General features: G+C 40.9%; 19 protein-coding genes. 14 read left to right on the forward strand and 5 right to left on the reverse strand.

The window, feature by feature from the left end; genetic code table 11:
* Positions 1–222 (forward strand): hypothetical protein (locus ABZB17_RS05885; protein WP_372648550.1); only part of this gene is annotated, 222 nt, incomplete at its 5' end.
* Between the two features lie 27 nt (positions 223–249).
* Here ABZB17_RS05885 and ABZB17_RS05890 read toward each other — a convergent pair.
* Together ABZB17_RS05890 and ABZB17_RS05895 are read right to left on the reverse strand one after the other, a co-directional pair.
* Positions 250–441 carry a cysteine-rich CWC family protein gene (locus ABZB17_RS05890; protein WP_372648552.1) on the reverse strand — a complete coding sequence of 64 codons (192 nt, stop codon included), beginning with the start codon at positions 439–441 and terminating at the stop codon, positions 250–252.
* 194 nt (positions 442–635) lie between these two features.
* Positions 636–1,469, reverse strand: a complete 834-nt coding sequence (locus ABZB17_RS05895; RefSeq protein WP_372648553.1) for an alpha/beta hydrolase — start codon at positions 1,467–1,469, stop codon at positions 636–638.
* A gap of 110 nt (positions 1,470–1,579) precedes the next feature.
* Here ABZB17_RS05895 and ABZB17_RS05900 point away from each other — a divergent pair, with 110 nt between their 5' ends.
* Together ABZB17_RS05900 and ABZB17_RS05905 are read left to right on the forward strand one after the other, a co-directional pair.
* On the forward strand, positions 1,580–1,792 hold the full coding sequence (locus ABZB17_RS05900) for a hypothetical protein (protein ID WP_372648555.1): 213 nt from the start codon (positions 1,580–1,582) through the stop codon (positions 1,790–1,792).
* Positions 1,793–1,844: 52 nt separating this feature from the next.
* The gene (locus ABZB17_RS05905) at positions 1,845–2,603 is read left to right on the forward strand and encodes a hypothetical protein (RefSeq protein ID WP_372648556.1); all 759 of its coding nucleotides are present in this window, start codon (positions 1,845–1,847) and stop codon (positions 2,601–2,603) included.
* A 114-nt stretch (positions 2,604–2,717) separates the two neighbouring features.
* On the opposite strand, the gene ABZB17_RS05910 is transcribed toward ABZB17_RS05905, so the two are convergent.
* Positions 2,718–4,334 (reverse strand): glycoside hydrolase family 43 protein, encoded by a 1,617-nt coding sequence (locus tag ABZB17_RS05910; RefSeq protein ID WP_372648558.1) that lies wholly within the window; start codon positions 4,332–4,334, stop codon positions 2,718–2,720.
* Between the two features lie 624 nt (positions 4,335–4,958).
* Between ABZB17_RS05910 and ABZB17_RS05915 the strand changes: the two genes are divergently transcribed.
* The 4 genes from ABZB17_RS05915 to ABZB17_RS05930 all read left to right on the forward strand — a co-directional run bounded on the left by ABZB17_RS05915 (position 4,959) and on the right by ABZB17_RS05930 (position 12,195).
* On the forward strand, positions 4,959–6,326 hold the full coding sequence (locus ABZB17_RS05915) for a glycoside hydrolase family 27 protein (RefSeq protein ID WP_372648559.1): 1,368 nt from the start codon (positions 4,959–4,961) through the stop codon (positions 6,324–6,326).
* A gap of 12 nt (positions 6,327–6,338) precedes the next feature.
* Positions 6,339–8,720: a beta-L-arabinofuranosidase domain-containing protein gene (locus ABZB17_RS05920; RefSeq protein WP_372648561.1), complete on the forward strand. Its 2,382-nt coding sequence runs from the start codon at positions 6,339–6,341 to the stop codon at positions 8,718–8,720.
* 81 nt (positions 8,721–8,801) lie between these two features.
* Positions 8,802–11,387, forward strand: a complete 2,586-nt coding sequence (locus ABZB17_RS05925; RefSeq protein WP_372648563.1) for an alpha-L-arabinofuranosidase C-terminal domain-containing protein — start codon at positions 8,802–8,804, stop codon at positions 11,385–11,387.
* A 397-nt stretch (positions 11,388–11,784) separates the two neighbouring features.
* Positions 11,785–12,195, forward strand: coding sequence for a DoxX family protein (locus ABZB17_RS05930; protein ID WP_372648565.1), 411 nt, complete (start codon positions 11,785–11,787; stop codon positions 12,193–12,195).
* Positions 12,196–12,208: 13 nt separating this feature from the next.
* Here the strand turns inward: ABZB17_RS05930 and ABZB17_RS05935 are convergent, their stop codons facing one another.
* Together ABZB17_RS05935 and ABZB17_RS05940 are read right to left on the reverse strand one after the other, a co-directional pair.
* Positions 12,209–13,561 carry a PAS domain-containing sensor histidine kinase gene (locus ABZB17_RS05935; protein WP_372648567.1) on the reverse strand — a complete coding sequence of 451 codons (1,353 nt, stop codon included), beginning with the start codon at positions 13,559–13,561 and terminating at the stop codon, positions 12,209–12,211.
* Complete coding sequence (locus tag ABZB17_RS05940; RefSeq protein ID WP_372648569.1) at positions 13,558–15,033, reverse strand: sigma-54-dependent transcriptional regulator; 1,476 nt, start codon at positions 15,031–15,033, stop codon at positions 13,558–13,560. Before ABZB17_RS05940 ends, ABZB17_RS05935 begins: the two co-directional genes overlap by 4 nt.
* 167 nt (positions 15,034–15,200) lie before the next feature.
* Between ABZB17_RS05940 and ABZB17_RS05945 the strand changes: the two genes are divergently transcribed.
* The 7 genes from ABZB17_RS05945 to ABZB17_RS05975 form a co-directional block, all read left to right on the forward strand.
* Positions 15,201–16,553 carry a TolC family protein gene (locus ABZB17_RS05945; RefSeq protein WP_372648571.1) on the forward strand — a complete coding sequence of 451 codons (1,353 nt, stop codon included), beginning with the start codon at positions 15,201–15,203 and terminating at the stop codon, positions 16,551–16,553.
* 166 nt (positions 16,554–16,719) lie between these two features.
* The gene (locus ABZB17_RS05950; protein WP_372648573.1) at positions 16,720–17,976 is read left to right on the forward strand and encodes an efflux RND transporter periplasmic adaptor subunit; all 1,257 of its coding nucleotides are present in this window, start codon (positions 16,720–16,722) and stop codon (positions 17,974–17,976) included.
* Positions 17,977–18,155: 179 nt separating this feature from the next.
* Entirely contained in the window at positions 18,156–18,854 is a 699-nt protein-coding gene (locus ABZB17_RS05955) for an ABC transporter ATP-binding protein (RefSeq protein WP_372648575.1), read from the forward strand.
* 82 nt (positions 18,855–18,936) lie between these two features.
* On the forward strand, positions 18,937–21,285 hold the full coding sequence (locus ABZB17_RS05960; protein ID WP_372648577.1) for an ABC transporter permease: 2,349 nt from the start codon (positions 18,937–18,939) through the stop codon (positions 21,283–21,285).
* Between the two features lie 76 nt (positions 21,286–21,361).
* Positions 21,362–23,731, forward strand: a complete 2,370-nt coding sequence (locus ABZB17_RS05965; protein ID WP_372648578.1) for an ABC transporter permease — start codon at positions 21,362–21,364, stop codon at positions 23,729–23,731.
* Positions 23,732–23,799: 68 nt separating this feature from the next.
* A complete protein-coding gene (locus ABZB17_RS05970; protein ID WP_372648580.1) occupies positions 23,800–26,196 on the forward strand; it encodes an ABC transporter permease in 2,397 nt (798 codons plus the stop codon).
* Positions 26,197–26,211: 15 nt separating this feature from the next.
* Positions 26,212–26,837 (forward strand): ABC transporter permease (locus ABZB17_RS05975; RefSeq protein ID WP_372648582.1); only part of this gene is annotated, 626 nt, incomplete at its 3' end.

Consider the following 26,837-nt stretch of genomic DNA (forward strand, 5'->3'; position numbering starts at 1 on the left):
CAATACAACTCAAAACCTGATTACTGGATGATGGGATTTATGGCCATGCGACATTTTAAGCGACTGTCGGTATTTATCAATTTTGAGAATTTTACCGATGTAATTCAGACCAATTACGAGCCGCTGGTTTTGCCACCGTACAATTCGCCAACTTTCCCTGATATCTGGGCGCCATCTGATGGTTTTGTATTTAATGGAGGGATAAGAATAAATCTTCTGTAGGATTTACATTATTTGAATGTAGAATCCTTAAATAATCGTTCTTTTTAATTCCTCAATACAATCGGGGCACAGGCAACCATCGAAACAGGCCATTATGTAATCGCGCACTTTTTCCGGAATTTCTACCCGGTTGCACCAGCAGTGGTAGGTTCCGGTGCAGGTATGTATACTGTCGCATCGGTCACATGCATGTGGTTCATATTTTGGATTGTGTTCCATCATCCGGATTTTAAGAATACAAAAATGAATATTTCTTACAACATTGCAATTTGAGTTTTAAAAATAGGTGATAGAATGTTTTTCGAACGCTATTTTTTTTGCATTTGATACCCGATAAAACAAAAGACAAAACCGAGGTGATCTAATTATAAATCAGTGAGGTTCGTAAATTTTAATTAGCGATAAATTCTAAACTACTTTGCCTTTTCAAAAAAGTGGTGAAAAAATACACTTTGAAAAGCAATAGCGTTTTTCCAGTAATCCCAGGTATGTCCGCCGGGCCGTGTGGTAAAATCGTGTGGAATATTTCGCTCAAGCAGCTTTTCGTGCAAGTCGCAGTTAACGCCGTAAAAGAAGTCGCCTACGCCACAATCAATTGATATTTCAAGCGATCCGGGCGTTAGCTTGTAAACAAGATTGATAACGCTGTTTTCTTCCCAGTTTTCTTTGTTTTCAGCGTAAGTGCCCAGCCTTTTCGCAAGATCCCAGTTGTTGGGGAACGGGCGAATATCAACTCCGCCGCTCAAACTTCCTGCTGCGCCATATACATCCTGGTTTCTGAAAGCAAGGTACAAGGCACCGTGCCCTCCCATACTTAAACCGGTAATCGCACGTCCTTCGCGAGATGCTATTGTGCTAAACGATTGGTCTACCCACTCAACCAATTCATGCGCTACATAGGTTTCATATTTTATGTTTTCATCAATGGGGCTATCTAAATACCAGCTTGAAAAAGCACCATCGGGGCAAACGATAATAAACTGATACAGATCGGCATAGTTTTTAATTTCAGGTACTTTGGTTATCCAACCGGTTTGGTTATCGCTATAACCGTGAAGCAGGTACAAAACCGGGTATGATTTATCTTCAGAATAACCTTCCGGAGTAACTACAACTACTTCTATGTCTTTATCCATCGATTGGCTATGCGTTGTTAAGTGCTGAACCCTGGCGGCTTTTGTTTGCAGTGCCAGACCGGTAACCACAATCAGTAAGATGATTGCTTTAAGTAAAAGTGTTCTTTTCATCAGTTCAATTTTTAAAAACGGTTAAAATTAGCGACAAAAATCTTATGTTAGGCACTGTTCGCAATTAAATGCTTTCATTCTTCATTTTTTATTATCGCACTGCGCTTAAAATGATTGATCTTGCTAAAGAATACTTCTTCGATAACCAGAAATCAATTAGTGAAATTGCCTTCGATGGGGCTTTAAGCAACTGCTTAATTTTTATGGATGTTGAAAAAGCAGGTAGGAATATCGACCAAAGAATTTTGTCTTCTGTTAATATTTTAATGCAATGTGTCAATATAACACGAAACTTTGATTTTTTGGCTATCTTTCGCCAATGATAGGTTCCGACTAACTGATAAATTTTAGAACTAACAGGCTTAAACTAAACAAATGAAACGAATACTTATGTTTGTAGTACTCATGGTCGCGGTGCAGTTTGTAGGTGCGCAAAACGATGAAAATAAATCCTCTGACAAACATTTTTCAGGTTCGGTATGGGCAACTAATAATGGCATTTCTTTAATTCCAACGTTTAATCTGGGGAAACCGGCATTTATGTTTAATTTTTCAATAGGCGGCGAAAAATTGAGTTTTGATCCGCAACTTCGATTTTCGATGGAAGGGAAACCCTGGTCATTTATTTTTTGGTGGAGGTATCAATTGGTAAATACTGAAAAATTTCGGTTTAAGATAGGAGCTCATCCTGCTTTTTCGTTCAAGGAGATCAATGTGGTAAAAGATGGAGAAGCAATGGAGATAATAAGAGTCAGGCGATATCTGGCCGGTGAACTATCGCCAACTTTTAAGTTATCTGAAAAGGTAACAGTGGCACCTTATTATCTTTATGCACATGGTGTGGAAGATGATATAACGCAACATACTCAATACATTGCTTTACAGAGCAATATTTCAAATCTTCAATTATCTGAGAATCTTCGTTTTAGCCTGGCTCCACAGGTGTACTACCTGAGAATGGATGGCCTTGACGGATTTTATGCAGCTTCAAGTTTTTCACTGTCGTTAAAGGACTTTCCCGTATCCGCTTCTTTTATGATGAATCAGAAGATTGACAGCGAAATTGCCAGTGATGATTTCACCTGGAGTGCCAGCCTGGTATATTCGTTTAATAGTATATACAGAAAAAGGTAAGGTATAAAAGTATAGAATTGATGAAAATTCAATCCTGGCCCTGTCAGTTCCGTTTCATAAAATAGACTGCCCTGTTATAACAGAGCAGCCTTTCAATTCAGAAATATATTTCGATTAATTTTTCAGGTATTCAATCCAGTCGAAATCGGCATTGGCTTTCGCAACTTTGCCATTTCCGGTGGCATACAAACCAACGTAAATACCGGTAAAGAAACCAACAGTTTCGGTGGCCAAAAATTTAGCATCGGCGGTTTCAACAGGGGTAAATTCTTCGTTTCCCTGCGCAAACGAAAAGGTAAAAGTAGTTTTATTGCCACTAACCCGCAGTTTTACCGGCCCCGGTTTTAGCGTGTATTCTTTCGAGGTGTAAATGGTTTGTCCAAACTGCAATTTTACGGTCAAAATTCGGGCGTTTCCTTTTTTGCTAATCATTATATCGAAGTGCGAACCGTTGTTAAGCAAAATCAACCCGGCCTCCTCATTTTCATTTTTCGGATCGAACTCAAGTTGAGTGGTTGCCGTGAAATAATGGTGTTTTAGCCGGCGTCCCACAAAGGTTGATGTATGATTGGTACTGATGGTTTCAGCAGCTCCTTTTAAACGCAGGTAACCTTTTCTTTCGGTAAGTGAAAAGTTACTTTCTACCGGTGCCTGAATATAGTTCCAGTCTAAACCAAGCTTGTCGTTATCAAACTCAATTTTAGCCGGAGGCTCGGCAACCGGTTTTAATGGCAGGGTAGGACAGGTCATATCAATGTCAACTGTTCCGTTTCCGTTTACCACCGGCCAGCCGTTTTTGGGCCAGGTAACAGGTGCAAGGCAGGTTTCGCGACCTAAAATGTGGTGCGTTTTATCCGAAATATTGCGATAGCCGTGGAAAACGATCCACCACGAATTGTCATGCGCCTGGATAATATCGGCATGGCCAATTCCCTGAATAGGTTTACCCTGGCCGGCGGCGTTACATTGTGTTAATATCGGATTGGCCGGATTGTCGGTGTAAGGCCCCCAAATGCTGTTACTGCGGGCAATGGTTTCGGAGTGTGCTTCCTCGGTTCCGCCTTCTGCGGCCATCAGGTAGTACCAGCCGTCTTTTTTGTAAATATGTGGACCTTCTGCATATCTGCCACCGGTTCCGTTCCAAACTTTTTTACCTTCCGATAATTTTCCGGTTTTTAAGTCTACTTCATACAAAATAAAAGGAGAACTGATGATGTAGGCCTTTCCATCTTCATCCCAAAACAGGTCGGGATCGATTCCCGGAACATTCACCCAAATTGGATCGGACCACGGACCAGCAGGGTTGGTTGCGCTTACAAAAAAGTTTCCTCCGCCGCTAACGTTGGTAGTGATCATATAAAATGTTCCGTCGTGGTAACGCAGCGTGGCGGCAAATATATTTAGCCCGTTTGGAATCTGTTCTTTCCGGTGAATGCAATGACCGATCTGTTCCCAGTTTACAAGGTCTTTACTATGAAAAACCGGAACTCCGGGAAAGTATTCAAAAGTACTGGTGATGAGGTAATAGTCGTTGCCAACACGGCAAACACTCGGATCGGAATAGAAACCTGGAAGAATTGGATTATTGTAGGTTACTGTTGCATTTGGCTCAGGTGCTTTTGCAAACGGATTTGGTGCGACTTGGGCAAACAGGTTCATACTAAGGCAAAGTGCGAGTAGCAGAACAAAACTCTTTAATGCTGCGGTTGAGCGTGATTCATATTTATTCATGGTTCTAATTAATTTTAGCTGGTTGTAAATTCTTGTTAGATCAATAAGCCTAATTTATAAAAATTAAGCATGATGTACGAAATTAATCCATATTGTATTAAGTACAAAATAAAGTTCTACTCTTCTTGCAGATAACAACGATCTGATAATTGCCCGACACGTATTTCTATAAGATGGTTTTCCTCTGGTATAAGATTAAAGTATAAAATCATAAGATAGTGTTACTCTTATATCCGATGAACTTTGGCTGGATTAAGATAGCCTTTCGCAGAAATATGATCATTTTATTCTTGGAAAAAAGGAGTGGAGTCATCAATTTTATGTTACTGCTCCGAAGGATTTGCCGAACTCATGTTTTCATATGTTGCGGATAAAAAGGTAAAAGCAGAAGTGGTATCATCAATCCATCGCGGGAATAATAATACCTCAATTTATAAGAATAATACCTGTATTTATAAAGTACTTCTGTAATTTTCACTGAAATTTACACGAGAACGAATATGTGCAAGTTATTTACCGATTTGTCTGCATATTACTAAAAAATGTCCTCTCCAAAAATTGGAGTTTGTTTTACTTTTGTTAGAGGTACGAAATGTTTGAGTCGTCAATAAAACTAATCAAAATATGAAGATATTAAAGCTACTATCCGTCGCAATAATTTTTGCATTGTTTGCATGTAACGACCAGAAACAAGCGGAGCCGTTTGCCAAAGGCGAGTTTAAAACTTGGGCCGAAACGCCACCAATGGGCTGGAACAGCTGGGACTGTTACGGACCAACCGTTGAGGAACACGAGGTAAAAGCCAATGCCGACTACATGGCCGAAAATATGAAAGATTACGGCTGGGAGTATATTGTGGTTGATATTCGTTGGTTTGTTGAGAACGACAAAGCCGGAGGTTACAACCAAACCGATCCGCGCTATGTAATCGATGAATACGGCCGTTACCAACCTGCCGTAAACCGTTTCCCGTCGGCTGCCGATGGCAAAGGCTTTAAGGAGTTGGCCGAATATGTGCACGGCAAAGGATTAAAATTTGGTATCCACATTATGCGCGGTATCCCGAAAGTGGCGGTTGAAAACAAATTACCGATTCTGGGAACCGATGGAATTACTGCAGATCAGATTTATTCAACTGAATTGCAGTGTCCCTGGTTACGGGATAATTACACCATTGTTGCCGATAAACCCGGAGCACAGGAGTATTACAACTCGATTATGAATATGTATGCCGGATGGGGAGTTGATTTTATCAAGATCGACGACTTGTCGCGCCCTTACCATCAGGAAGAAATTGAACTGATCCGAAACGCCATCGACAACTGTGGCCGCCCGATCGTTTTAAGTACATCGCCAGGTGCAACCCCCATTACAGCTGCCGAACATGTAAAAGAACATGCCAACATGTGGCGTATGGTTGATGATGTTTGGGACACCTGGCATCATTTCGATAACCTGATAAAAGTTTGTGAACAATGGTATCCGAACATTGCTCCCGGTACCTGGCCCGATTGTGATATGATTCCGCTGGGACGTATTTCAATTCGCGGAGAACGTGGCGAAGATCGTATGACACGACTTACTCCTGATGAGCAATATTCGTTAATGACTTTATTTACAATTTTTAAATCGCCATTGATGTTTGGCGGCGATCTGCCAAGTAACGACGATTTCACCTTGTCGTTGTTAACCAACGAAGACGTGCTGAAAATGCACCGCGAAAGCACAGGTGTAAAACAACTTTTTCAGGACGAAAGTATGGTAGCCATAACATCAAAAAATCCAAATACCGGAGAAATATACCTGGCGCTGTTCAATATTTCTGATGGCGAAGAACCGTTGATTGTAGGTGTTGAACTTTCGAAACTGGGTATTGATGGCGAATGCTCTGCATTCAATATGTGGTCGGGTGAAGAACTTGGTAAATTTTCCGGATCCATTGATGAAAATCTTTCGGCACACGAAAGTATCTTGTTAAAATTAAAACAGTAATTTTTTATTACAATGAAGTATATAACATTATTCATAATCGTATTTTTTGTACTCAATTCATGTGTTAAAGAAGCAGATAATTCACCGGCTAAGTATTTTAATCTCAGCGATGTAAAATTGCTCGACAGCGAATTTAAAAACGCGCAGGAGCAAGACATTGCCTACCTGATGGCTCTTGATCCCGATCGTTTATTAGCTCCGTTTTTGCGGGAAGCCGGTTTGGAACCAAAAGCCGAAAGTTATCCGAACTGGGAGAACACAGGTCTTGACGGGCACATTGGCGGACACTACCTTACTGCGCTTTCTCTGATGTACGCATCAACCGGAGATGCTGAAATGAAGAATCGACTGGACTACATGATTTCCGAATTGAAACGCTGCCAGGATGCCAACGGAAACGGTTATGTTGGAGGAGTTCCCGGAGGACAAACGGCATGGGATGAGATAAAAAGTGGCGAAATTCGTGCCGGAGGTTTTAGCCTGAATGGCAGATGGGTGCCGCTGTATAACATTCATAAAACTTACGCCGGGTTGCGCGATGCGTGGATTTATGCTGGAAACGAAACAGCCAAAACCATGCTGATCGACATGACCGACTGGATGCTGGATTTGGTATCCGACTTAAACGATGAGCAGATACAAACCATGCTCGAAAGCGAACACGGCGGATTAAACGAGACATTTGCCGATGTAGCTGAAATTACCGGCGACGAGAAATACCTCGAGCTGGCTAAAAAATTCTCACATCATGAAATTCTCGATCCTTTAATCGAACATCATGATGATCTAAATGGAAAACATGCCAATACACAAATACCAAAAGTGATCGGTTATCAGCGAATTGCCGAGTTGGGTGGCGATTCTGTCTGGTCGGATGCATCACTATTCTTTTGGAATACAGTGGTAAACGGGCGCAGCATAGCCATTGGCGGAAACAGCGTTCGAGAACACTTTCATCCAAAAGATGATTTCTCCGAAATGATTTCATCGGTTGAAGGTCCGGAAACCTGCAATTCATATAACATGCTGAAGCTGACCAAAATGTTGTACCCTACTTTTGGCAACAACAGCAAGTTTATCGACTACTACGAAAAAACACTTTACAATCATATTTTAGCTTCGATTAATCCCGACAACGGCGGGCTGGTCTATTTTACGCCTATGCGCCCCAATCACTACCGAGTGTATTCGCAACCCGAAACCAGCTTTTGGTGTTGTGTGGGTTCCGGTATCGAAAATCCGGGGAAATACGGCGAGATGATTTATGCACATACCGATCAGTCGTTGTATGTAAACTTATTCATCCCATCGGTGCTCAATTGGGAAGACAAAAGCACAGAAGTGGTTCTGGAAACCCAATTCCCGGATGAGGATAAAGTTTATCTGACCATCAATCCAAAAGAAAAAACCGAATTCGAATTGCACCTGCGTTACCCATCGTGGGTTGAAGATGGAGCTCTGAACGTACTGGTGAACGGTAAAGAAGCAAAATTTCAGGTGTCGGAAAATGGTTATGCGGTGGTTAAGCGGGAATGGGAAAAAGGCGATAAAGTGGAGCTGGTTTTACCCATGAAAATTGCAGTAGAACAGTTGGAAGACGGCAGTAATAATTATGCTTTCAAATACGGACCGATTGTGCTGGCAGCTAAAACAGGCACCGAAGATTTGAAAGGTTTATACGCCGATGCAAGTCGCATGGGACACGTTGCACATGGCAAGATGATTCCGCTAAAAGACCGAGCCGTAATTGTGGCTTCGGCTGATAATTTACCGTCGATGCTGGAAAAAGAAGACAGTGATAAACTGGCGTTCAAACTAAGCGGTTTATATCCTGAAAAATATGAAAATGGCCTGGAAATGTTGCCGTTTTACCGGATACACGAGTCGCGCTACAACATCTACTGGTCGCAGGCAAGCAAAGAAGAACTGAGCGATATGATTCGCGAAGTTGAGCAAGAAGAGCAAGCCCGAATTGCCCTCGAAGAAATTACAGTCGACAAGGTGGGATGTGGAGAGCAGCAGCCCGAATCGGATCACTTTGTGAAATTTGAAGGATCAAGAACCGGATATGCAAATGATTATCACTACCGTGAAACACGCCGGTTTTTTAGCTACAATCTGAAAAATCCGGATAAAACAGGTCGCTTTTTATACCTGAAATATTTTGACTCGCAATATCCGCGTTCGGCAGAAATTCTTGTGAATAACAAATCTGCAGGTACTATAGAACTGAATGGAGGAGACGAAGATACGATTCTGGATAAAGTGATCCCGTTACCTGATAGCGAACTTACAAAACAAGAGCTGATATTTAAAGTGCAGGCTTCGGATCAGTCCAGTATGCGGCTTATCGAAGTACGCTTACTGAGTAAAGACGAAATTCCTGAATTGTAAAAATATCGCAAAAGAGAGCTGTCATAAATTGATGGTTTTCTTTTGTTTACAGTTATTTTAAACCAATATTTATTAAAACCTATGAAACCGTATATTCTAACTTTTGTACTTCTCTTGTTTACATCAATAACTTTAAAAGCCAATGAGCCCGATTCGGCCTATGTATTTTCGTATACAAGCGGAAATAACCGTAATACTGCCGGCTTGAATTTTGCCTGGAGTGTTGACCGTGAAAACTGGCATGCCATCGGTCCTGAATTCCGATTTCTGGCAAGCGATTTTGGCAGTTGGGGATCGCAAAAGAAAATGTTCGATCCTTTTTTGTTTCAGGATAGCGATGGTTTGTGGCACTGCCTGTGGACGCTGAACGTAAACGTACAACAGTTTGCACACGCTGCTTCAACTGATTTGTATAACTGGAAACGGCAGTCGTATCCCGAGGCCGTTGAAGAAGGAAATGTAGCCAACATTGAAGTTGGATTTGATGAGCCAAACAAGGTGTACACAATTACCTGGATCAATGAAAATAATGGTGTTGAAACGATCTGTAAAACCACAACAACCGATTTCAAAACCTATTCGGCCACAGAAGAAGCTACAAATGCGGACCGGCTGAATTTACGCGAAACCGTTCGCATTGATGGTGAAGAGCAAATCGGGGTGATCAATAAATTATCATGGAAAGAAATTGATGCGCTGATAAAATGGAATGAATGGAGCCGTTTTCATGAGCAGCAACGGGCCGATAACACATCGTTGGATGTGGAACGATTTAAGAATTTGAAAACAGTGAATGCCGAAATCTCGGTTCTTCCTGAAAAAAGCAAAAACATCAGCGATATGTTGATCGGGATCTTTTTCGAAGATATTAATTATGCTGCCGACGGCGGTTTGTATGCCGAGTTGATTCAAAACCGTGGATTTGAATATCAGCTCTCCGACCGCAAAGGAAGCGACCCGACCTGGACAGCTAAAAAAGCCTGGAGTTTATCAGGTGACGGAGCAAATTTTACGATCGATTCTATTGCACCAATTCATGAGAATAACAAACATTTTGCAGTACTCAATATTGAAAAGCCCGAAGTTGCTTTGGTAAACGATGGCTTTAACGGTATTTCACTTAAACAAGGCGAAAAATACAACTTCTCCGTTTTTGCCAAAATGCTGGATGGTACAAAAAATAATTTGCGTGTAGCATTGGTTGATGAGAACGGTGATGTGCTGACGGAAGTAAAAACAAAAGCATTCTCCGGCGATTGGAAAAAGCTGGAAGCGCAATTGACAGCAACAAAGACCACCGCAAAAGCGAAATTGCAGGTTATTCCACAGCAAGCCGGGAAAGTTGCTTTGGACATGATTTCTTTATTCCCTGAGAACACTTTTAAGAAGCACAGAAATGGTTTGCGTGCCGATTTGGCACAAGTAATTGCCGATATGAAACCCCGCTTTGTACGTTTCCCCGGAGGCTGCGTGGCGCATGGCGACGGACTGGAAAATATTTACCATTGGAACAACACAGTGGGGCCGCTTGAGGCGCGTGTTCCGCAACGAAACATCTGGAATTACCATCAAACGGCCGGATTGGGATATTACGAGTATTTTCAGTTTTGCGAGGATATTGATGCAGAGCCGGTGCCGGTTTTAGCAGCTGGTGTACCTTGTCAGAACTCGTCGTGCGGAGGCCATGGCCAGCAAGGCGGAATTCCGCTATGCGAAATGGATGCTTATGTGCAGGAAGTGCTCGATCTGATTGAATGGGCAAACGGCGATAAAACTACTGAATGGGGAAAAGTACGGGCCGAAGCCGGACACCCCGAGCCTTTCAATCTGAAATACATCGGAATTGGAAACGAAGACCTCATTACTGATGTTTTTGAAGAGCGTTTTACGATGATTTATAATGCCGTACGCGAAAAATATCCTGAGATTACGGTAATCGGTACAGTTGGTCCGTTTTACACTGGCACCGATTATGAAGAGGGCTGGGAGCTGGCTACAAAACTTGAGGTTCCGATGGTTGACGAACACTACTATCAGCCGCCGGGTTGGTTTATTCACAACCAGGATTATTACGATCGTTACGACCGTAACAAATCGAAAGTTTACCTTGGAGAATATGCGGCGCATTTACCGGGCCGTCCAAACAATGTTGAAACGGCACTCTCTGAAGCGCTTTATTTAACCGCTGTTGAACGCAATGCCGATGTGGTTACCATGACCTCATACGCACCGCTGCTGGCCAAGGAAGGCTTTACGCAGTGGAATCCTGACCTGATCTATTTCAACAACGAACAAGTGCATCCAACCGTGGGCTATTACGTGCAGAAACTTTACGGGAACAATGCCGGTGATTCATACATTCCGTCCGAAATTAAACTTTCGGATAACAGTGAAGCGGTGAAAAAACGTGTTGCCATTTCGGTTGTGGAGGATAGCAAAACCAACGATCTCATCGTAAAACTGGTGAATTTGCTTCCTGCTGAAGTTGATGCTTCAGTCGATCTGTCCGGGGTTGATATTGTCGATTCAGAAGCTGTATTATCGGTATTAAAAGGAAACCCGGATTCAAAAACCGCAAAACCGGTTGAAAGCAAAATTAGCGTGTCGGAAAAATTTGATTATATGCTGCCAGCCTATTCTTTTTCGGTCATACGGATTAATCCATAAAATGGATAATTGGCTTTTGAAATAGGATTGGATTAAGTTGATTTATATTCAGTTGAAAAGCCCGGTAGTCTTTTGGTTATCAGGCTTTTTATTTCAGGATTACATTTACCGATTATCAGGAATGATCAGAGCTACACCGAATGCCAATATCGGTGTGGTTTGAGTAAAAGCAGGTGTTGTTCGGATTAAAGCAGGTCTGGTTTACAAAAAAGCTGCAGCGGTTTAAAAATTTGCACCACTGGTTTGTTGTTTTTCTTTACAGGTTGCTGCAAAATAGGCGTGGTTTATATCATTTTGATATTTGAATCGGATAAACTTTGTAAATGAATATTAGTCGCTTTTTAACCTTTGCCAACAATTTTAAGGTGTGGTTGTTTTGGTGTAAAAAGAATTAAAAATGAAGAAATTATTTCAAACAAAATTAAACAATACAAGTGTTCACTTATCGCTGTTGCTACTGCGTTTGGCAACAGGAGGTTTTATGCTTACTCACGGTTATCCAAAATTACAGCGCCTTTTTGCCGGCGAAATGCAATTTGGCGATCCACTTGGCTTGGGACCTGAAGTTTCATTGGTACTGGCCGTTTTTGCCGAGTTTTTCTGTTCCATTTTAGTTATGCTTGGTTTCGGAACCCGTTTGGCGGTGGTACCATTAATTGTTACCATGGCCGTAGCTGCTTTTATGGTTCATGGTGCCGATCCGTTTGGCCGCAAAGAAATGGCTTTGCTTTACCTGGTAGGCTATGTTGTATTGCTGCTAACGGGTAGCGGTAAAATTTCGGTTGATCGTTTAATCAGCAGGAAATAGTCGGTATTTCGGACTAAAATACCAAAACCGCCGATGTGTATTTTCCGGGAACCGAGCTCATTTTCAGGCTGCCTCCATGCAATTGCATGATCTGCCGGGAAATGCTGAGTCCGATTCCCGAACCATTTTCTTTGGTGGTAAAAAACGGAACAAAAATCTTGTCCATCAGCTCATCCGAAATTCCGGGACCATTATCGGTAACCGAAATAGTAGGGTGTCCTGCTTCATTAACCGTTGCTTTGATCTTGATTTTTGCATCCTTATTGCCATCGTTTGACTGATAGGCATTTTTAACGAGGTTGATCAACACTTGCGAAATCTGCTTTTCATCGGCATGTAACTCCAGTTCGGGAGGCACAACATCACATGATAACTCAACATGCCCGGCATTTTCGAACGAAGATGATAAAATCCGGATATGATCGATGAGGTTACTCACCCGGAAGACTTTCTTTTCCGGCGCCGGAAGCCGTGTGATTTTCCGGTACGAATCAACAAAATTGATCAGTCCTTTGCCTTGTTCGCGAATCACTTCCAGTCCGCGAATGGTGTTCTCAATCGTTTTTGTGTTAATGTCTTCAGGCAAAACCATGGCTCCATCTTTATAAAAATATCCGGCCAGACTTTCAGATAAAGAGGTTACCGGAGTGATCGAATTCATGATCTCGTGCATCATTACACGTATCAGTTTGCGCCACGATTCCAGCTCTTTTTCATCCAGCTGATTTTTAATGTCGTGCACCGAAATCAGCATTAATTCATCTTTGTCAGAAATAAAAGAATTCGACTTGACGAGCAACTGAAAAATTCCGCTTTTTAAATGCAGTGTAATTAGTCGTTGCTCCGTTGGTTGAATCTCTTTTATGGTTTGAAAAAGCTTGGGATCAATGCGCTCCAATTGGTTGATATGCGTCAGCACATCCACCTCGAAAAGTTGTTTGGCCAGCTTATTCGAATGCAGAATAAATCCTTTTTCATTAAAGGTAAACATTCCTGTGGCAGCATGTTCCAGCAGGGCCTGGAAATACTGTTCCTGCTTCTGGTTATCGAGGTAAATTTGTTGTATTTGTGTGTTAACCTTTTGCAGGCTTTGGTTAAGATCGTTAATTGTTTTATTACTGATGTTGTTGGGGAACCGAAGTGTTGAATCTTCGTTTCTGATAGCATCGAAAAAGTAAAATATCCGGCGGTTGATACGGTTCAAAAAATATATGAGGTTAATGGTAAGCCCTAAAATAAATAGCGACGGGATGATGGCAAAAATATAGGCTTGCCGGGCGAAAATCAACCAGCCCAAAAACAGCGCACTTGCCATTAATAGAAGAACTCTGATAAGGATTTTTACATATAGATTTTTACTTATCATAGCCCGTATTTTTTGATTTTATTGTACAATGTTTGGCGTGTAATTCCCAACTTTTCGGCAGCGAGACTCATGTTGCCTGCATTTTTATCGATGGCCGAAACAATCATACGTTTTTCCATTTCTTCAATGGTTAGCAGTTCATCTTCAAATTTCGATGAAAATACTTGTTTAAAGAAAAAGTCTTCGGGTTTTAACACCAGGGAATCACTCAATATTACTGCTTTTTCAATGGTGTGTTGCAGTTCGCGAATGTTACCGGGCCAATTATATTTCAGCAGCTTTTCCTGGGCGGGTTGATTAATTTTTAATCCGTGTTTTTCGTATTTCGAAGCAAATTTCTTCAGGAAAAAATCGGCCAGAACTATAATGTCATCGCCTCTTTCGCGCAGCGGAGGAACTTCTATTTGAATGGTGTTAATACGATACAACAAATCTTCGCGAAACAAACCTTCAACAACCATATTCTCCAGTTTTTTATTGGTGGCACAAACCAGCCGTATATCAACCGGGATGGGTTTATCGGATCCCAGCCGCATAAACTCACGGTTCTGAATAGCTGCAAGTAATTTGGCCTGCAGATGAAAGGAAAGGTTCCCGATTTCGTCGAGAAACAGCGTTCCCTTGTGAGCCGTTTCGAATTTGCCGGAGCGGTTTTCGCGGGCATCAGTAAAAGCACCTTTTACATGGCCAAAAAGTTCGCTTTCAAAAAGTGTTTCGCTAATGGCACCCATATCAACACTAACCATCACTTCGTTTCGGCGCTGCGAGAGACGGTGTATTTCGCGTGCAATCAGTTCTTTTCCGGTTCCGTTTTCGCCGGTAATCAGAATGTTGGCATTGGTTTTTGCCACTTTGCGCACCATGTTTATCACCTGCGTAAGTTGTGGCGACGAGCCAATAATAAATTTCTGATCGCGGTTCAGCTCCTGCTTTAATCCGGCTTCTTTTTGCCTGAGTTTTCCAACTTCTGTTTTCGAGAAATTAAGCTGAACGGCCGCTTTTACCGTAGCCAGTAGTTTGCTGTTGTCCCATGGTTTGGGCACAAAATCGGTAGCTCCCTGTTTCAGTGCTTTTACCGCCAGTTCCACTTCGCTGTAAGCGGTAATCAGAACCACCGAGATATCGGGATAGCTTTTTTTTATCTGTTCAAGCCAGTACAAACCTTCGTTTCCGGTGTTTATTCCGGCCTGAAAATTCATGTCGAGAATAACAACATTGTAGTTGCCGGTCCGCAATTCATTGGGAATTAGATTCGGGTTGGTAATTCCTTTAACGGCATCAAATTCCTGCCCCAGCAAAATTTCCAGGGTGCTGATGATGCTTTTGTTGTCGTCGACTATTAAAATATTTCCTTTTGGCATGGTACTTTTAATTTGCCCTTTCAGGGCGCTGTTCTTGCTTTCGTTTTTTCCCCAATGCGTTGCATTGGGCTGAATTAAGCTGCCACTTTGTGGCGTTGTTCTCCTATCCAAAATTAGGCCATGCCCAAACCATTTCCAATCAACTGTAAAATAAATTTACAATATTCTGTAAATAATTTTAACGATTTTCAAAATCACTGGATTTTAATCATCACGGTATCAGCGGTTTGGGTTTATGGCATTATAATGGCACGGGAAGGAGAAACAATTTTTATACGATGATAAAAAAACGAATAATTCTCATTATAGTTTTGTATTTGATAATTGGAAATACGGCTCAGGCTCAGCAAAAATGGAGCCTGAGCCAATGTATTTCATATGCCATTGAAAACAACATTAATTTAAAGGATTACGAGATTCTTGAAAGATTATCGCTGGAACAGGCGCGCCAGGCCAAACGAAATATGTTGCCCGGTATAGAAGCTTCAAGCGGTGCTGGCTTAAGTTTTGGTCGTTCGGCCGACCCGAATACCAATGACTATATCAATACCGAGTTTTTTTCCAGCAGCTTCGATTTGTCGTCGTCCATTGTTGTTTTCGATGGATTTCGAATTCAGAACCAGATAAAATACCAGCAATTCAGGAAACAGGCCTCGGAATACAACCGGCTAAAGGCAACCGACGATTTGGCGTTTAACGTGATGGTGGCCTTTTTTGATGTGGTTTATTATAAAGGAATGCTCGGAATTGCCAACGAGCAGGTAGAAGCCTCAAAGCTAAGTTTGAAAACAACAGAAAAGAAAGTGGAAGTTGGTTTAAATGCCAAAACCGACTTATTAGACATGCGTGCCAATCTGGAGCGCGAAGAACTTAACAAAATTCAGATTGAAAACACGCTGGAAACCGCAACATTAAAACTAAAGCAGTTGATGAACTTTATTTCGGCTGAGGAAATGGAGTTGGTGGATGACTCGTCGGTGGTAATTAACGAACAAGTAACTCAGCCACAACAGCTTTTTGAACAGTACACCGATTGGTCGCCGTATTACCAGTCCATTGAAGCTAATGTAAAAGCTACGGAAAAAGGTCTTGCTTTAAGTCGCTCGGCACTTTACCCGTCAATTTATGCAAGAGGATCGATAGGTACAGGTTTTTACGAAACCAATACCGACGCCGATGGAAACACAGTGGCTTTTGGCGATCAATGGAAAAACAACAAAAACCAGTACCTGGGAGCCTCATTAAGTATCCCGGTTTTTAGCCGGTGGGGCAATCGCTCGGAGGTGAAAAAGGCAAAACTGGAACTGGAACGTGCTCAAAATAACCTGGACGATGAACGTCAAAAAATGTTTTTCGACATGGTGAATGACCTTACGGAACTGGAATCGTTGTACAAAGAGCACAGTCAGTATGTAAAACGCACCGAGGTTGACGAGCTGGCTTTCCAGGCTGCCGAGAAGAAATTCGACCAGGGACTGATAGACATTAATGATTACTACATTGCTAAAAACCGCCTGGCGAATACACAAAGTCAGGTTTTGCGTTCGCGTACGCAGTGGGAGATAAAAATGAAAATACTGCAGTTTTACCGCGGACAGCGCTTTTGGGAGATGGAAGAAAGTTTACAGTAGCAGTAGGCAGTTTTCAGTAAGCAAAAAGGGAAAAGTCATTAGACATTGGTCATTAGGAAGAAAACCAATGACTATTGACCAGTGACAAATTAATTGAAATAAAATAAAACATATCATAGGATGCAAGGCACTTTGCCCTCTGCTCCATGCTCAAAGCAGGTATATTATGGGAATGGATAAACAAATTGAAAAGAAGAAAGGCTTAAAAGCCAAGCACATTATTTGGATTGTTGGCGGATTGGCGTTTGCCTTTCTGATGTATAAAGTGGTAATGGGAAGCAGTGGTTCAGTGTTTCGGGCCGAGAAAGATAAGCTGACCATAAGCTCCGTTACCGACGGCGAGTTTAACGATTACATCACCGTTATTGGCCAGGTGGAACCGATAACAACCATTTTCCTTGATGTGGAAGAAGGTGGAAAAGTGGAAGAGATTTTCATCGAAGAAGGCGAGATGGTAAAAAAAGGTGATGTTATTCTTCGCTTGAAAAACAACGACCTGAATACCACTATTATGAACAGTGAATCGAATATGGCATATCATTCCAACGAGCTCAGGAACACGCAAATTGCCATTGAACAACAACAGATTGGTAACCAGCGAGCCAAGCTACAGATTGATTTGCAGGTAACACAGGCTGAACGAAAGTATAAACAATATAAGGCATTGTATGAAGATGACCTGATTGCCCGCGAGGAATACCTGCAAGCCAAAGAAGATTACGACCTGGCGCTAAAGGAAAAGGAACTGACTTACCTGAAGTTTGAACAGGATTCGATTTTTCGTTCCAACCAAAAGAAAAACATGGACGAGAGTTTGGAAAATATGCGCGATAACCTGGCAATGGCCCGCCTGCGTTTAGATAACCTGAATGTAAAAGCACCTGCCGACGGTCAGCTGGGATTATTAAATGCTGAGATCGGGGAGTCAATTGCCCGCGGACAGCGAATTGGAATGATAAATATTTTAACTGACTTTAAAATCAATGCGCTTATCGACGAGCATTACATCGATCGCGTTCGTCGCGGATTAAATTCGTCGTTCGATCGTGGTGGCGAAAATTACAACCTTACCGTTAAAAAGGTGTATCCTGAAGTGCGCGAAGGTCAGTTTGAAATTGATATGATCTTTGAAGGGCCAAAGCCGGATAACATTCGTACCGGACAAACATACCACACAAAATTGCAGCTGGGACAACCCGAAAAAGCGGTTTTGATTCCAAAAGGTGGTTTCTTTCAAAGTACCGGCGGCCAGTGGGTTTATGTGCTGAATGATAACGAAACGGAAGCCGAAAAACGCAGCATCCGCATCGGGAAACAAAACCCACAGTTTTACGAGGTTTTGGAAGGTTTAACACCGGGCGAGAAAGTGATTACTTCAAGCTATGATTTGTTTGGCGATAACGACAAAATTGTGTTTAAATAAGCGCAGAGGGTGCAGAACTTTACCCCTCTGCCTGTTGGCATCTCCCCTCGCGAGGGGAGAACGTTCTAATCAGTTTAGCAGAAAATAAGTTCAGAAAGCTTTTCCCTTTTTAAGGGAAAATGTCGACTGACAAAAGGGCAAAGAATAAGAATAGTAAGTAATAACAAAACAAAAATATCATGATAAAAACAGAAAATCTGACAAAAGTATTTCGCACCGAAGAGGTGGAAACCAGTGCATTGAATGAAGTAAGCCTTCATATAAAAAAGGGCGAATTTGTAGCCATTATGGGACCTTCGGGTTGTGGAAAATCAACCTTAATGAATATTATCGGCTTACTGGATAATCCTACCAACGGCGAATATTATTTCGATGGAGCAGAGGTTGGGCAGCTAAAAGAACGCAACCGCACCATGCTGCGTAAAGGAAACATAGGTTTTGTATTTCAGAGTTTTAACCTGATCGATGAGCTGAATGTTTACGAAAATGTGGAGCTTCCACTCATCTATTTAAAACTAAAAGCCCGTGAGCGCAAAGAAATGGTAGAGAAAGTACTGGAGCGAATGAAAATTGCTCACCGTGCAAAACACTTCCCGCAACAACTTTCAGGAGGTCAGCAGCAGCGTGTGGCCATCGCCCGTGCGGTAGTTGCCAACCCAAAACTGATTCTTGCCGATGAGCCAACGGGTAACCTCGACTCGAAAAACGGATTGGAAGTAATGAACCTGCTTACCGAACTCAATCGCGAAGGAACCACCATTGTGATGGTTACCCACTCGTTGCATGACTCGGAATTTGCCCACCGCGTTGTAAACCTGTTCGACGGTATGATTATTACCGAAGAGGTGAAAAAAGAAATGGGAGAGATTCTGCTGTAAAAGAGCAGAGCGCGAAGCGCAACGAGCAGAGAGAGAGGTTAACGCCTTGCTTTCTGCGCGAACCAACATAAAATCGGAAGCCATGAAAAATTTACGATTTATATTCAGAATGTTTAGGCGAAATCCCTTGTTGGTTTTTGTAAACCTGCCCGGATTAGCCATCGGATTAAGTGCAGTATTGCTGTTGTCGGTATACCTGAAACACGAGTTAAGTTATGACCAGCATTTTCAAACAAAAAACAATGTTTTACGACTTTACAACGGAGTTACCGAAAATGGGAATACCACCAATTATGCCATTTGTTTGCGCAAAGCGTACACCGAAATTCCATCGCGGGTTCCCGAAATAAGATCGGCCACTCAGATTTATAACGGCTGGAATACTACAGCAGAATTTGAGAAGCAAAAATTCCCAAATGTGCATATGTTGTTTGCCGACAAGGATTTCTTTGATGTTTTCGGACTGGAGTTGATTCAGGGAAACGCCGATGATGCTTTGGTGGGTGAAAAAAACGTGGTTATTACCCGGTCAACTGCACTAAAAGTATTCAATACTGAGGATTGTGTTGGCAAGGTTTTGAATGTTTCGGAAGATCCGGTTACTGTAACGGGTGTAATAAATGATTTACCCAATAATACGCACTTTAATTTCGATTTGCTGCTTTCGATGCAGACGGTTCATCCCGAAAACTGGGGTGGGCTGGAACTATACACCTATTTCAGAATTGATGAAAATGCGGATTTAGGTTCGGTAGGTGAAAAAATAGCCGCTGCAAACAACGAGCTTATGAAACCCTGGGGTGAGCCATTCAACCTAACTGTCGAATCGGGAACTGAGCTGCTGGCTGATCTGCATTTGCATTCGGCTGTTGACTTCGATCTTTCGCCAAAAGCCAATTTAACGCACGTGTTTATTATTGCAGGCATTGCCTTTTTGGTGCTGCTTATTGCCATGGTGAATTACATTAACTTGTATGTTTTGCATGGCGAAAAACGCATTTCTGAAATTGCTTCGCGCAAATCGTTGGGAGCGACACAAAACACGCTGAGTCGTTTATTTTTTACCGAAACATCTGTGATCAGCCTTTTGTCGTTTGTGCTGGCTTTGGGACTAACAGCGCTTGTTCAGCCCGCGTTTGCACAATTAATGAAAAGCCAGATCGAACTTTCGGACATGTTTTCCTTCTCCGGCATTTTGCTGGTTATGGGAATTCTTACAATTTTAATACTGGTTTCGGGTGCCTATCCAAGCTATTATTTGTCGAAGTTAAATCTCGTAAATGCGTTAAAAGGAAAGTCCTCAAAAGTAAAACGTAAAAGCACCTTGTCGCGCATTGCAGTTATTTCGCAGTTTTCCATATCGGTTTTTCTCATCAGTGCGCTCGTTATTGTTTTTGCCCAGGTGAATTACTTAAAAGAAGTGCCGCTTGGATTTAATCCTGAGAATGTAATCGGAATTACAAACCTGAATAACGAAGTGCGAAGAAGCGCGTCGTCTATTGCTGATGAATTGTCGCAACTGGCATTTGTTGAGGATGTGGCGTCTTCCGATCATGGCATGGGGCAAGGCTCAAGCGGACAGGGAATAAAGAAATACGGCGATCCCGAAAATATGAAAAGTATTAATGAATACCGGGTACAACCCGGGTTTGCAAAAACTATGCAGCTGGAACTGGTCGACGGCCGTTATTTTAATAACTCGGAAGCAGACAAAAGAGCAGTAATTCTTAATGAAGCTGCAGCAAAAATGCTTGGTCCCGATGTGAAAGTAGGCAGCTTGCTCGATATGTTTGACGAACCTTTAACGGTAATCGCCATTGCAAAGGATTTTTATTACATCGATCATCCGGGGGCACCAATTGCACCACTTGTTCTTACCAACTACCGCACCAACGTAAACAACCTTTATGTGCGAACAAAAGCAGGAACCACACCGGCGCAGTTGGCCCAAATTGATGAGGTGATTAAAAGTTATTCGCCGGAATTGATCATTAGCAAGTTTCAGCTGACTGATGTTTACGCCAATAAGTACACCAACGAAGAGCGAATGATAAAACTGGTTACTACCGGTGCCGGATTGGCAATCATCATTAGTTTTATTGGATTAATGGCACTTTCGGTGCTAAATGTAAACCGACGAAGAAAAGAGATTGGAATACGGAAAGTAATTGGCAGTACCGAAACGCAGGTGGTAAGCGAGTTGTTGAAAGAGACCTTTATCCTGGTGCTAATTGCTATTGCCATAGCTTTTATTGGCAGCTATTTTACCATGACTCAGTGGTTGCAACATTTTGTGAACCGGGTTTCCATCAGTCCTGTATATTTTCTGATAAGTGCTGCTTTTGCATTGTTTATAGCCTTTATGGCAGTGGGTTGGCAAAGCTGGCGGGCGGCTACGAGGAATCCTGTCGAAGCACTTCGGTATGAATAGCAGCTATATAAAATGATTTGAAAGTAAAGGGAAGAAAAGGAAAGTTTACGATTTACCCATTAGAAACAATTAACCCATGAAAAAATTAAATTTCAGATTAGCGTTTAGAAATATTTTCAGGAATAAATTACATTCATCGATAAATATTTTAGGCTTTGCGGTGGGTATTGCAGTATTTATGCTAATTGTCCGTTATGTAAATCATCAGTTCAGTTTTGATGGTTTCCATAGCCAAAACAAGAATATTTATAAAATTCATTTAGGCGATAATAAATCGCTTCCTCCGGCAACAGCTCAGTTTTTAAAGGATAATATTTCAGGTATAGAAGATGTAGTGCGGTTGGATGAATGGTTTGGAGGAGGTAGCAAGGGTTATTTGAAAAATGAAAATGTAACATTTCGAACTTCCGATTTACTATTTACGGATAGCAGCTTTTTCAATTTTTTCGATTTTGAATTATTATATGGGGAAACAAAGCAGGCTTTATCCACACCTAATTCAATAATACTGTCGGAAAGTTTATCGAAAAAAATATTTGGAAACGTAAATCCAACCGGAAAACAAATTGAATACTTAAGTGACTACCCAAGTGCTACTTACAGTTTTACCATTCAGGGTGTAATTGCTGATAATCCTGATAATTCATCCATTCAATACAATGGTTTGATTTCAATGTCAACCATTGAATTTCATCATATCAGGAATGGAAACATTGGCGAAGATTGGAGTAACTGGGGGTTTGGAACTTTTGTTAAACTACAAAACCCGGAAATTGCAACTCAAATAAATTCAGAATCGCCAAAATTTTGGACTGATTTTGTTGCTGAAAGGTGGAAAGCCTCCAAAGATAGTCCACGGGCACAAGATTATAAATTAACTTTTGTGCCCTTAGAAGATGTACATTTTATGAGCGGGACTAAACGCTCATCAGTTTATTTAATTTTTCTGATAGGCTTAATAATATTACTTATTGCTATTATTAATTACATTAATTTATCGATTGCTATTTCAACATCCCGGGTTAAAGAAATCGGAATCCGGAAGGTAATTGGTGCTGGTAAAGGTTCTCTTTTCCGGGAGTTTATTGCCGAATCGATTGTAGTTACTTCCATTTCTGCAGTCCTTGCCGTATTAATAATGTATGTGGTGCATCCATATTTATACGATTTTACCGGATTTAATGTAATTGTTGAGCATGGTAAAATTTTCGGTGCATTGTTATTATTTACAGGTGGCCTCATTTTTATCGGGTATGTATCAGGTATATATCCGGCATGGTTTCTTACAAATGTAGCACCTGTGCAAAGTTTGAAAAATGAATTCAATAAAGGTAAAAAAGGAAATGCGTTAAAGCATATTTTAATCACATTGCAATTTGTGGTATCTATTTTTCTCTTAATTTCTGTCATTACCATTTCAAAGCAAGTTAATTTTATTAACACCAAAGAACTTGGGTTTGACAAAGAGCACATTGTTTATCTCTCCGGAGGTGCAAATCTGAATCAAACGTACCAATCTTTTAGAGAAGCATTACTGAAAAATCCAACTATTCAGAATGTTGCGCGTACGAATGGTACCTTTGCCGGCCATTTGAATATTGGCTCAAAACATAAGGTAAACGGCGAGTATAGAAACTACAAAGCTACAACTGTCGATGCCGATTTTATTGAAACATTTGGTATCGAACTTATTGAGGGGCGAAATTTTTTCAGGAGCAATAAAAATGACCAGAAAAACTCTGTATTGGTTAACGAATCATTTGTATCCGAAATGGAATTGGATGAACCAATTGGCTCAAAAGTTACATTTCTGGAAGAAGAAGTTATCATAATAGGTGTAGTTAAAGATTTTTATATAAGCTCGTTACACCAGGAAATTCAACCGTCTTTGCTTAGTAATATGCCATGGAATGTGTGTGTAAATATTAAAATTTCTGAATCAGACATACAAAATACAATTGCTACAATTGAAAGAACCTGGAAAGAGTTTTTACCTGATGTCCCTTTCGAGTATCATTTTCTGGATGAAAATTTTGACGACTTATACAAAGCAGAAGTTGAGTTAAGTTTATTGATAAGAGTATTTTCCATTCTGGCAGTGTTTATTGCTTGCCTGGGTTTATTTGGATTGATCTCCTACTCATCCGTTCAGCGAAAAAAAGAAATTGGCGTGCGTAAAATCAACGGTGCAAAAGTTATTGAAGTTATCACCCTGCTTAACCGCGATTTTATTAAATGGGTAGCTATAGCATTTGTAGTAGCCTGTCCAATTGCCTGGTATGCCATGCACAAATGGCTCGAAAACTTTGCTTACAAAACCACGCTAAGTTGGTGGATTTTTGCCCTGGCAGGAGTGTTGGCTTTGGGAATTGCCCTGTTAACCGTTAGCTGGCAAAGCTGGCGGGCCGCTACGCGGAATCCGGTGGAGGCACTCAGATACGAGTGACGAAATCCCCGATAGCGAAGTGCATCGGGATTGAGGCTTTGAGATATGAATAACAAAATACTGTTAAAATGATAAATTTTTCTGACATTAAAGTTGCCTTTAGAAATGCACGAAAAAATAGCGTTTTATCCTTCGCTAAATTATTTGGTTTGAGTGTATCATTCGCAGTTATTTTATTTTCGGTGGGATACGTTTATTACGAAACAAGTTTTGATAAATGTATACCCGACCATAATCGAATTTATCGCTGTTTAATGCAGGGACAGTTAAATGGAAACGAAGCTGATTTTGCGGTTACCAGTTCGCAAATGGCCGAAGCAGTTTTAAATGATATTCCCGAAATAGCCGAGGCAATACGGCTTACTGCGAGAGGTGAAGCAACAATTGTTTACAACACCGAAATCATTGAAATGGGAACGCTGTTTTTTGCCGATCCCGAAGTTTTTGATTTTTTTGATTTTACTATTCATAAAAATATAGAAAACGTCTTTGAATCACCTGATAACATTGCAATTACAGAAAGTATAGCCAAGCAACATTTTGGATCGGTTGAAAATGCACTAAATAAAGTGGTACAATTGCGTGGCGAGGACTGCGTAATTGCAGGCGTATTTGAGGATCTGCCACAAAATTTTCACTTACAAACAAAAATTATTCAATCCATTGACGATGTAAATCCCGACAACGATGGTTGGGGCTCACAGAATTATTTTACTTACATAAAAACCTCAACGCCGATTACAGATATCGATAATTTGAATTTCAAATTGACTAAATCTGTTTATACGCATTACGATGCCGATATAGACGGAGCAGCCGCACAAAATTGGGAAGATTTAAAGTACAGCGATAACACTTACATTTTCTTTAACGCCGAGCCTTTAACCGATATACATTTTGGAAAACATCGGTTTGATCCTGCGGTAACCTCAAGTAAAACGTATGTTTACGGCGCAATAATTCTGGCCATATTCATTCTGCTTATTTCTTCCTTTAATTTTATCAACCTAAGCATTGCAAATTTATCAACACGATTTAAGGAGATTGGAATTCGTAAAACCAATGGTGCTGGTAGCAAACAAATAGCTACGCAGTTTATTATTGAATCGATATTGTTTTGGGTTACTGGTTTTGCTATAGCTTTTTTAGTGTATCGTGTGGGAGAGGTTTCGTTGTACCAGTATCTTGGACTGGAATTGAGTATCGATAAGAATACGTTGATAATTTTGATTACCCTTATTTTTACAGGTCTTCTGCTTTTTAATTCAGTCGCCAATATTCTTCCGATTACTGTTTTTGCAAAAAAAGAAACCCTCGCACTGATAAAGAAAGAAACAGCTAAAAAACGAAGTTATCTTTTAAAAGATGGTTTTGTTGTACTCCAGTTTGTATTATCAGCAATCATTATTTTGAGTTCGGTTTTTGTTCAAAAACAGATAGATTTTATGGTTAACAAAGATCGGGGCTACGACAAAGAAAATGTAATTACTTTATCGATGTGGGATATGCCTCCGGAAACCCGGAGCACTTTTATTGAGGAAATTAAAAAGCACACCGTAATCCAGTCGGTTTCAACCAGCGATGTATATTTTGGAGATGACCCAAGTATGAACGGCGCTTTTTTTGAAACACAGGAAGCTGAGAATTATTTCCACACAACTATTTTGCCGGTTGACGATGAATTTTTTAAAACATTTAATATTAAGTTGCTTAAAGGAAGATTCTTTGAAAAGGAACGCCAAACTGACTTTAAAGCTGTTTTGTTAAACGAGACTGCTGCAAAAGAATATCAAAAGGCGGGTTCGTTAATTGGCAAGAAACTATACGTCGATGGCACCTATTACGATATAATTGGAATTGTAAAAGACTTCAATTACCGCTCGCTTTACCATGCACTACAACCATTGGTAATTACCCGAATAGAGAATTTTGGGAACGTATTTGTAAAAGTCGGCAACAATCAAATTGCTGAAGCCTTGGAAATTATCCGTAATCAAAGAAAAGAATTAGGGCTAACAAAACCTTTGCAATATTCTTTTCACGATGAAATAATTGCCAAATATTATTTAAAAGACCAACAAGCAAAAAAGATGTTGCTCTTCTTGTCGCTGGTTTCGGTAATAATTGCATGTGTTGGATTATACGCAATTAGCTTTTTTACCATAATAAAGCGCACAAAAGAAATCGGCATCCGAAAAGTAAACGGAGCAAAAGTATCTGAAATACTAACTCTTCTAAATAAAGACTTTATAAAATGGGTGGCACTTGCATTTCTAGTAGCAACACCCATCGCCTGGCTAGCCATGAACAAATGGCTCGAAAATTTTGCCTATAAAACCACTCTAAGCTGGTGGATATTTGCCCTGGCCGGGCTCATGGCATTGGGAATTGCTTTGCTGACAGTGAGCTGGCAAAGCTGGCGGGCAGCAACACGAAATCCGGTTGAAGCACTTCGATACGAATAACAAAACAAGTTAAGAATGAAAAATCTGAAAATGATAATCCGAAGTTTGTTGAAGCACAAGTTATTTTCTGTGCTCAATCTTTTGGGGCTGACAATTGGCCTGACTTGTACTTTTATTATTCTGGCATGGATTTACAACGAAACAGAATATGACAAGTTTAATACAAACTATACCGATATCTACCAGATTAATTTCAAAAATCAAAAAGAAGAGATGTCGATGGCGGGAACACCCAACCCGCTGGCACCTGTAATCGAAAATGAGATTGCAAATGTAAAGCTGGCTGCGCGCTTAAGAAATGCTCCCGGATTTGCCTTTAAATACAAGGAAAATATGTATTTCGAAGAAAACGGAATTACTGCCGATCCACAGATATTCCGAATGTTTAGTTTTCAGAGTTTGTACGGAGACCCGGTTAAAGCGCTGGAGCATGTAGAAGGAATAGTAATTACGGAATCGTTTGCCAAACGCTATTTTAGGAATGAAGATCCTTTGGGAAAAGAAATTCAGATAAGAGGAAAAGAGTTTGTTACCATTTATGCAGTAATAAAAGATTTACCGCGACAATCGCACATTCAGTTCGATTATGTTTTACCGCAAAAACTGCTGGAGCAATACCATTTCTGCGGGTTATTATGGGG

It is taken from the genome of Draconibacterium sp., from assembly GCF_041583095.1.
GTDB lineage: Bacteria > Bacteroidota > Bacteroidia > Bacteroidales > Prolixibacteraceae > Draconibacterium.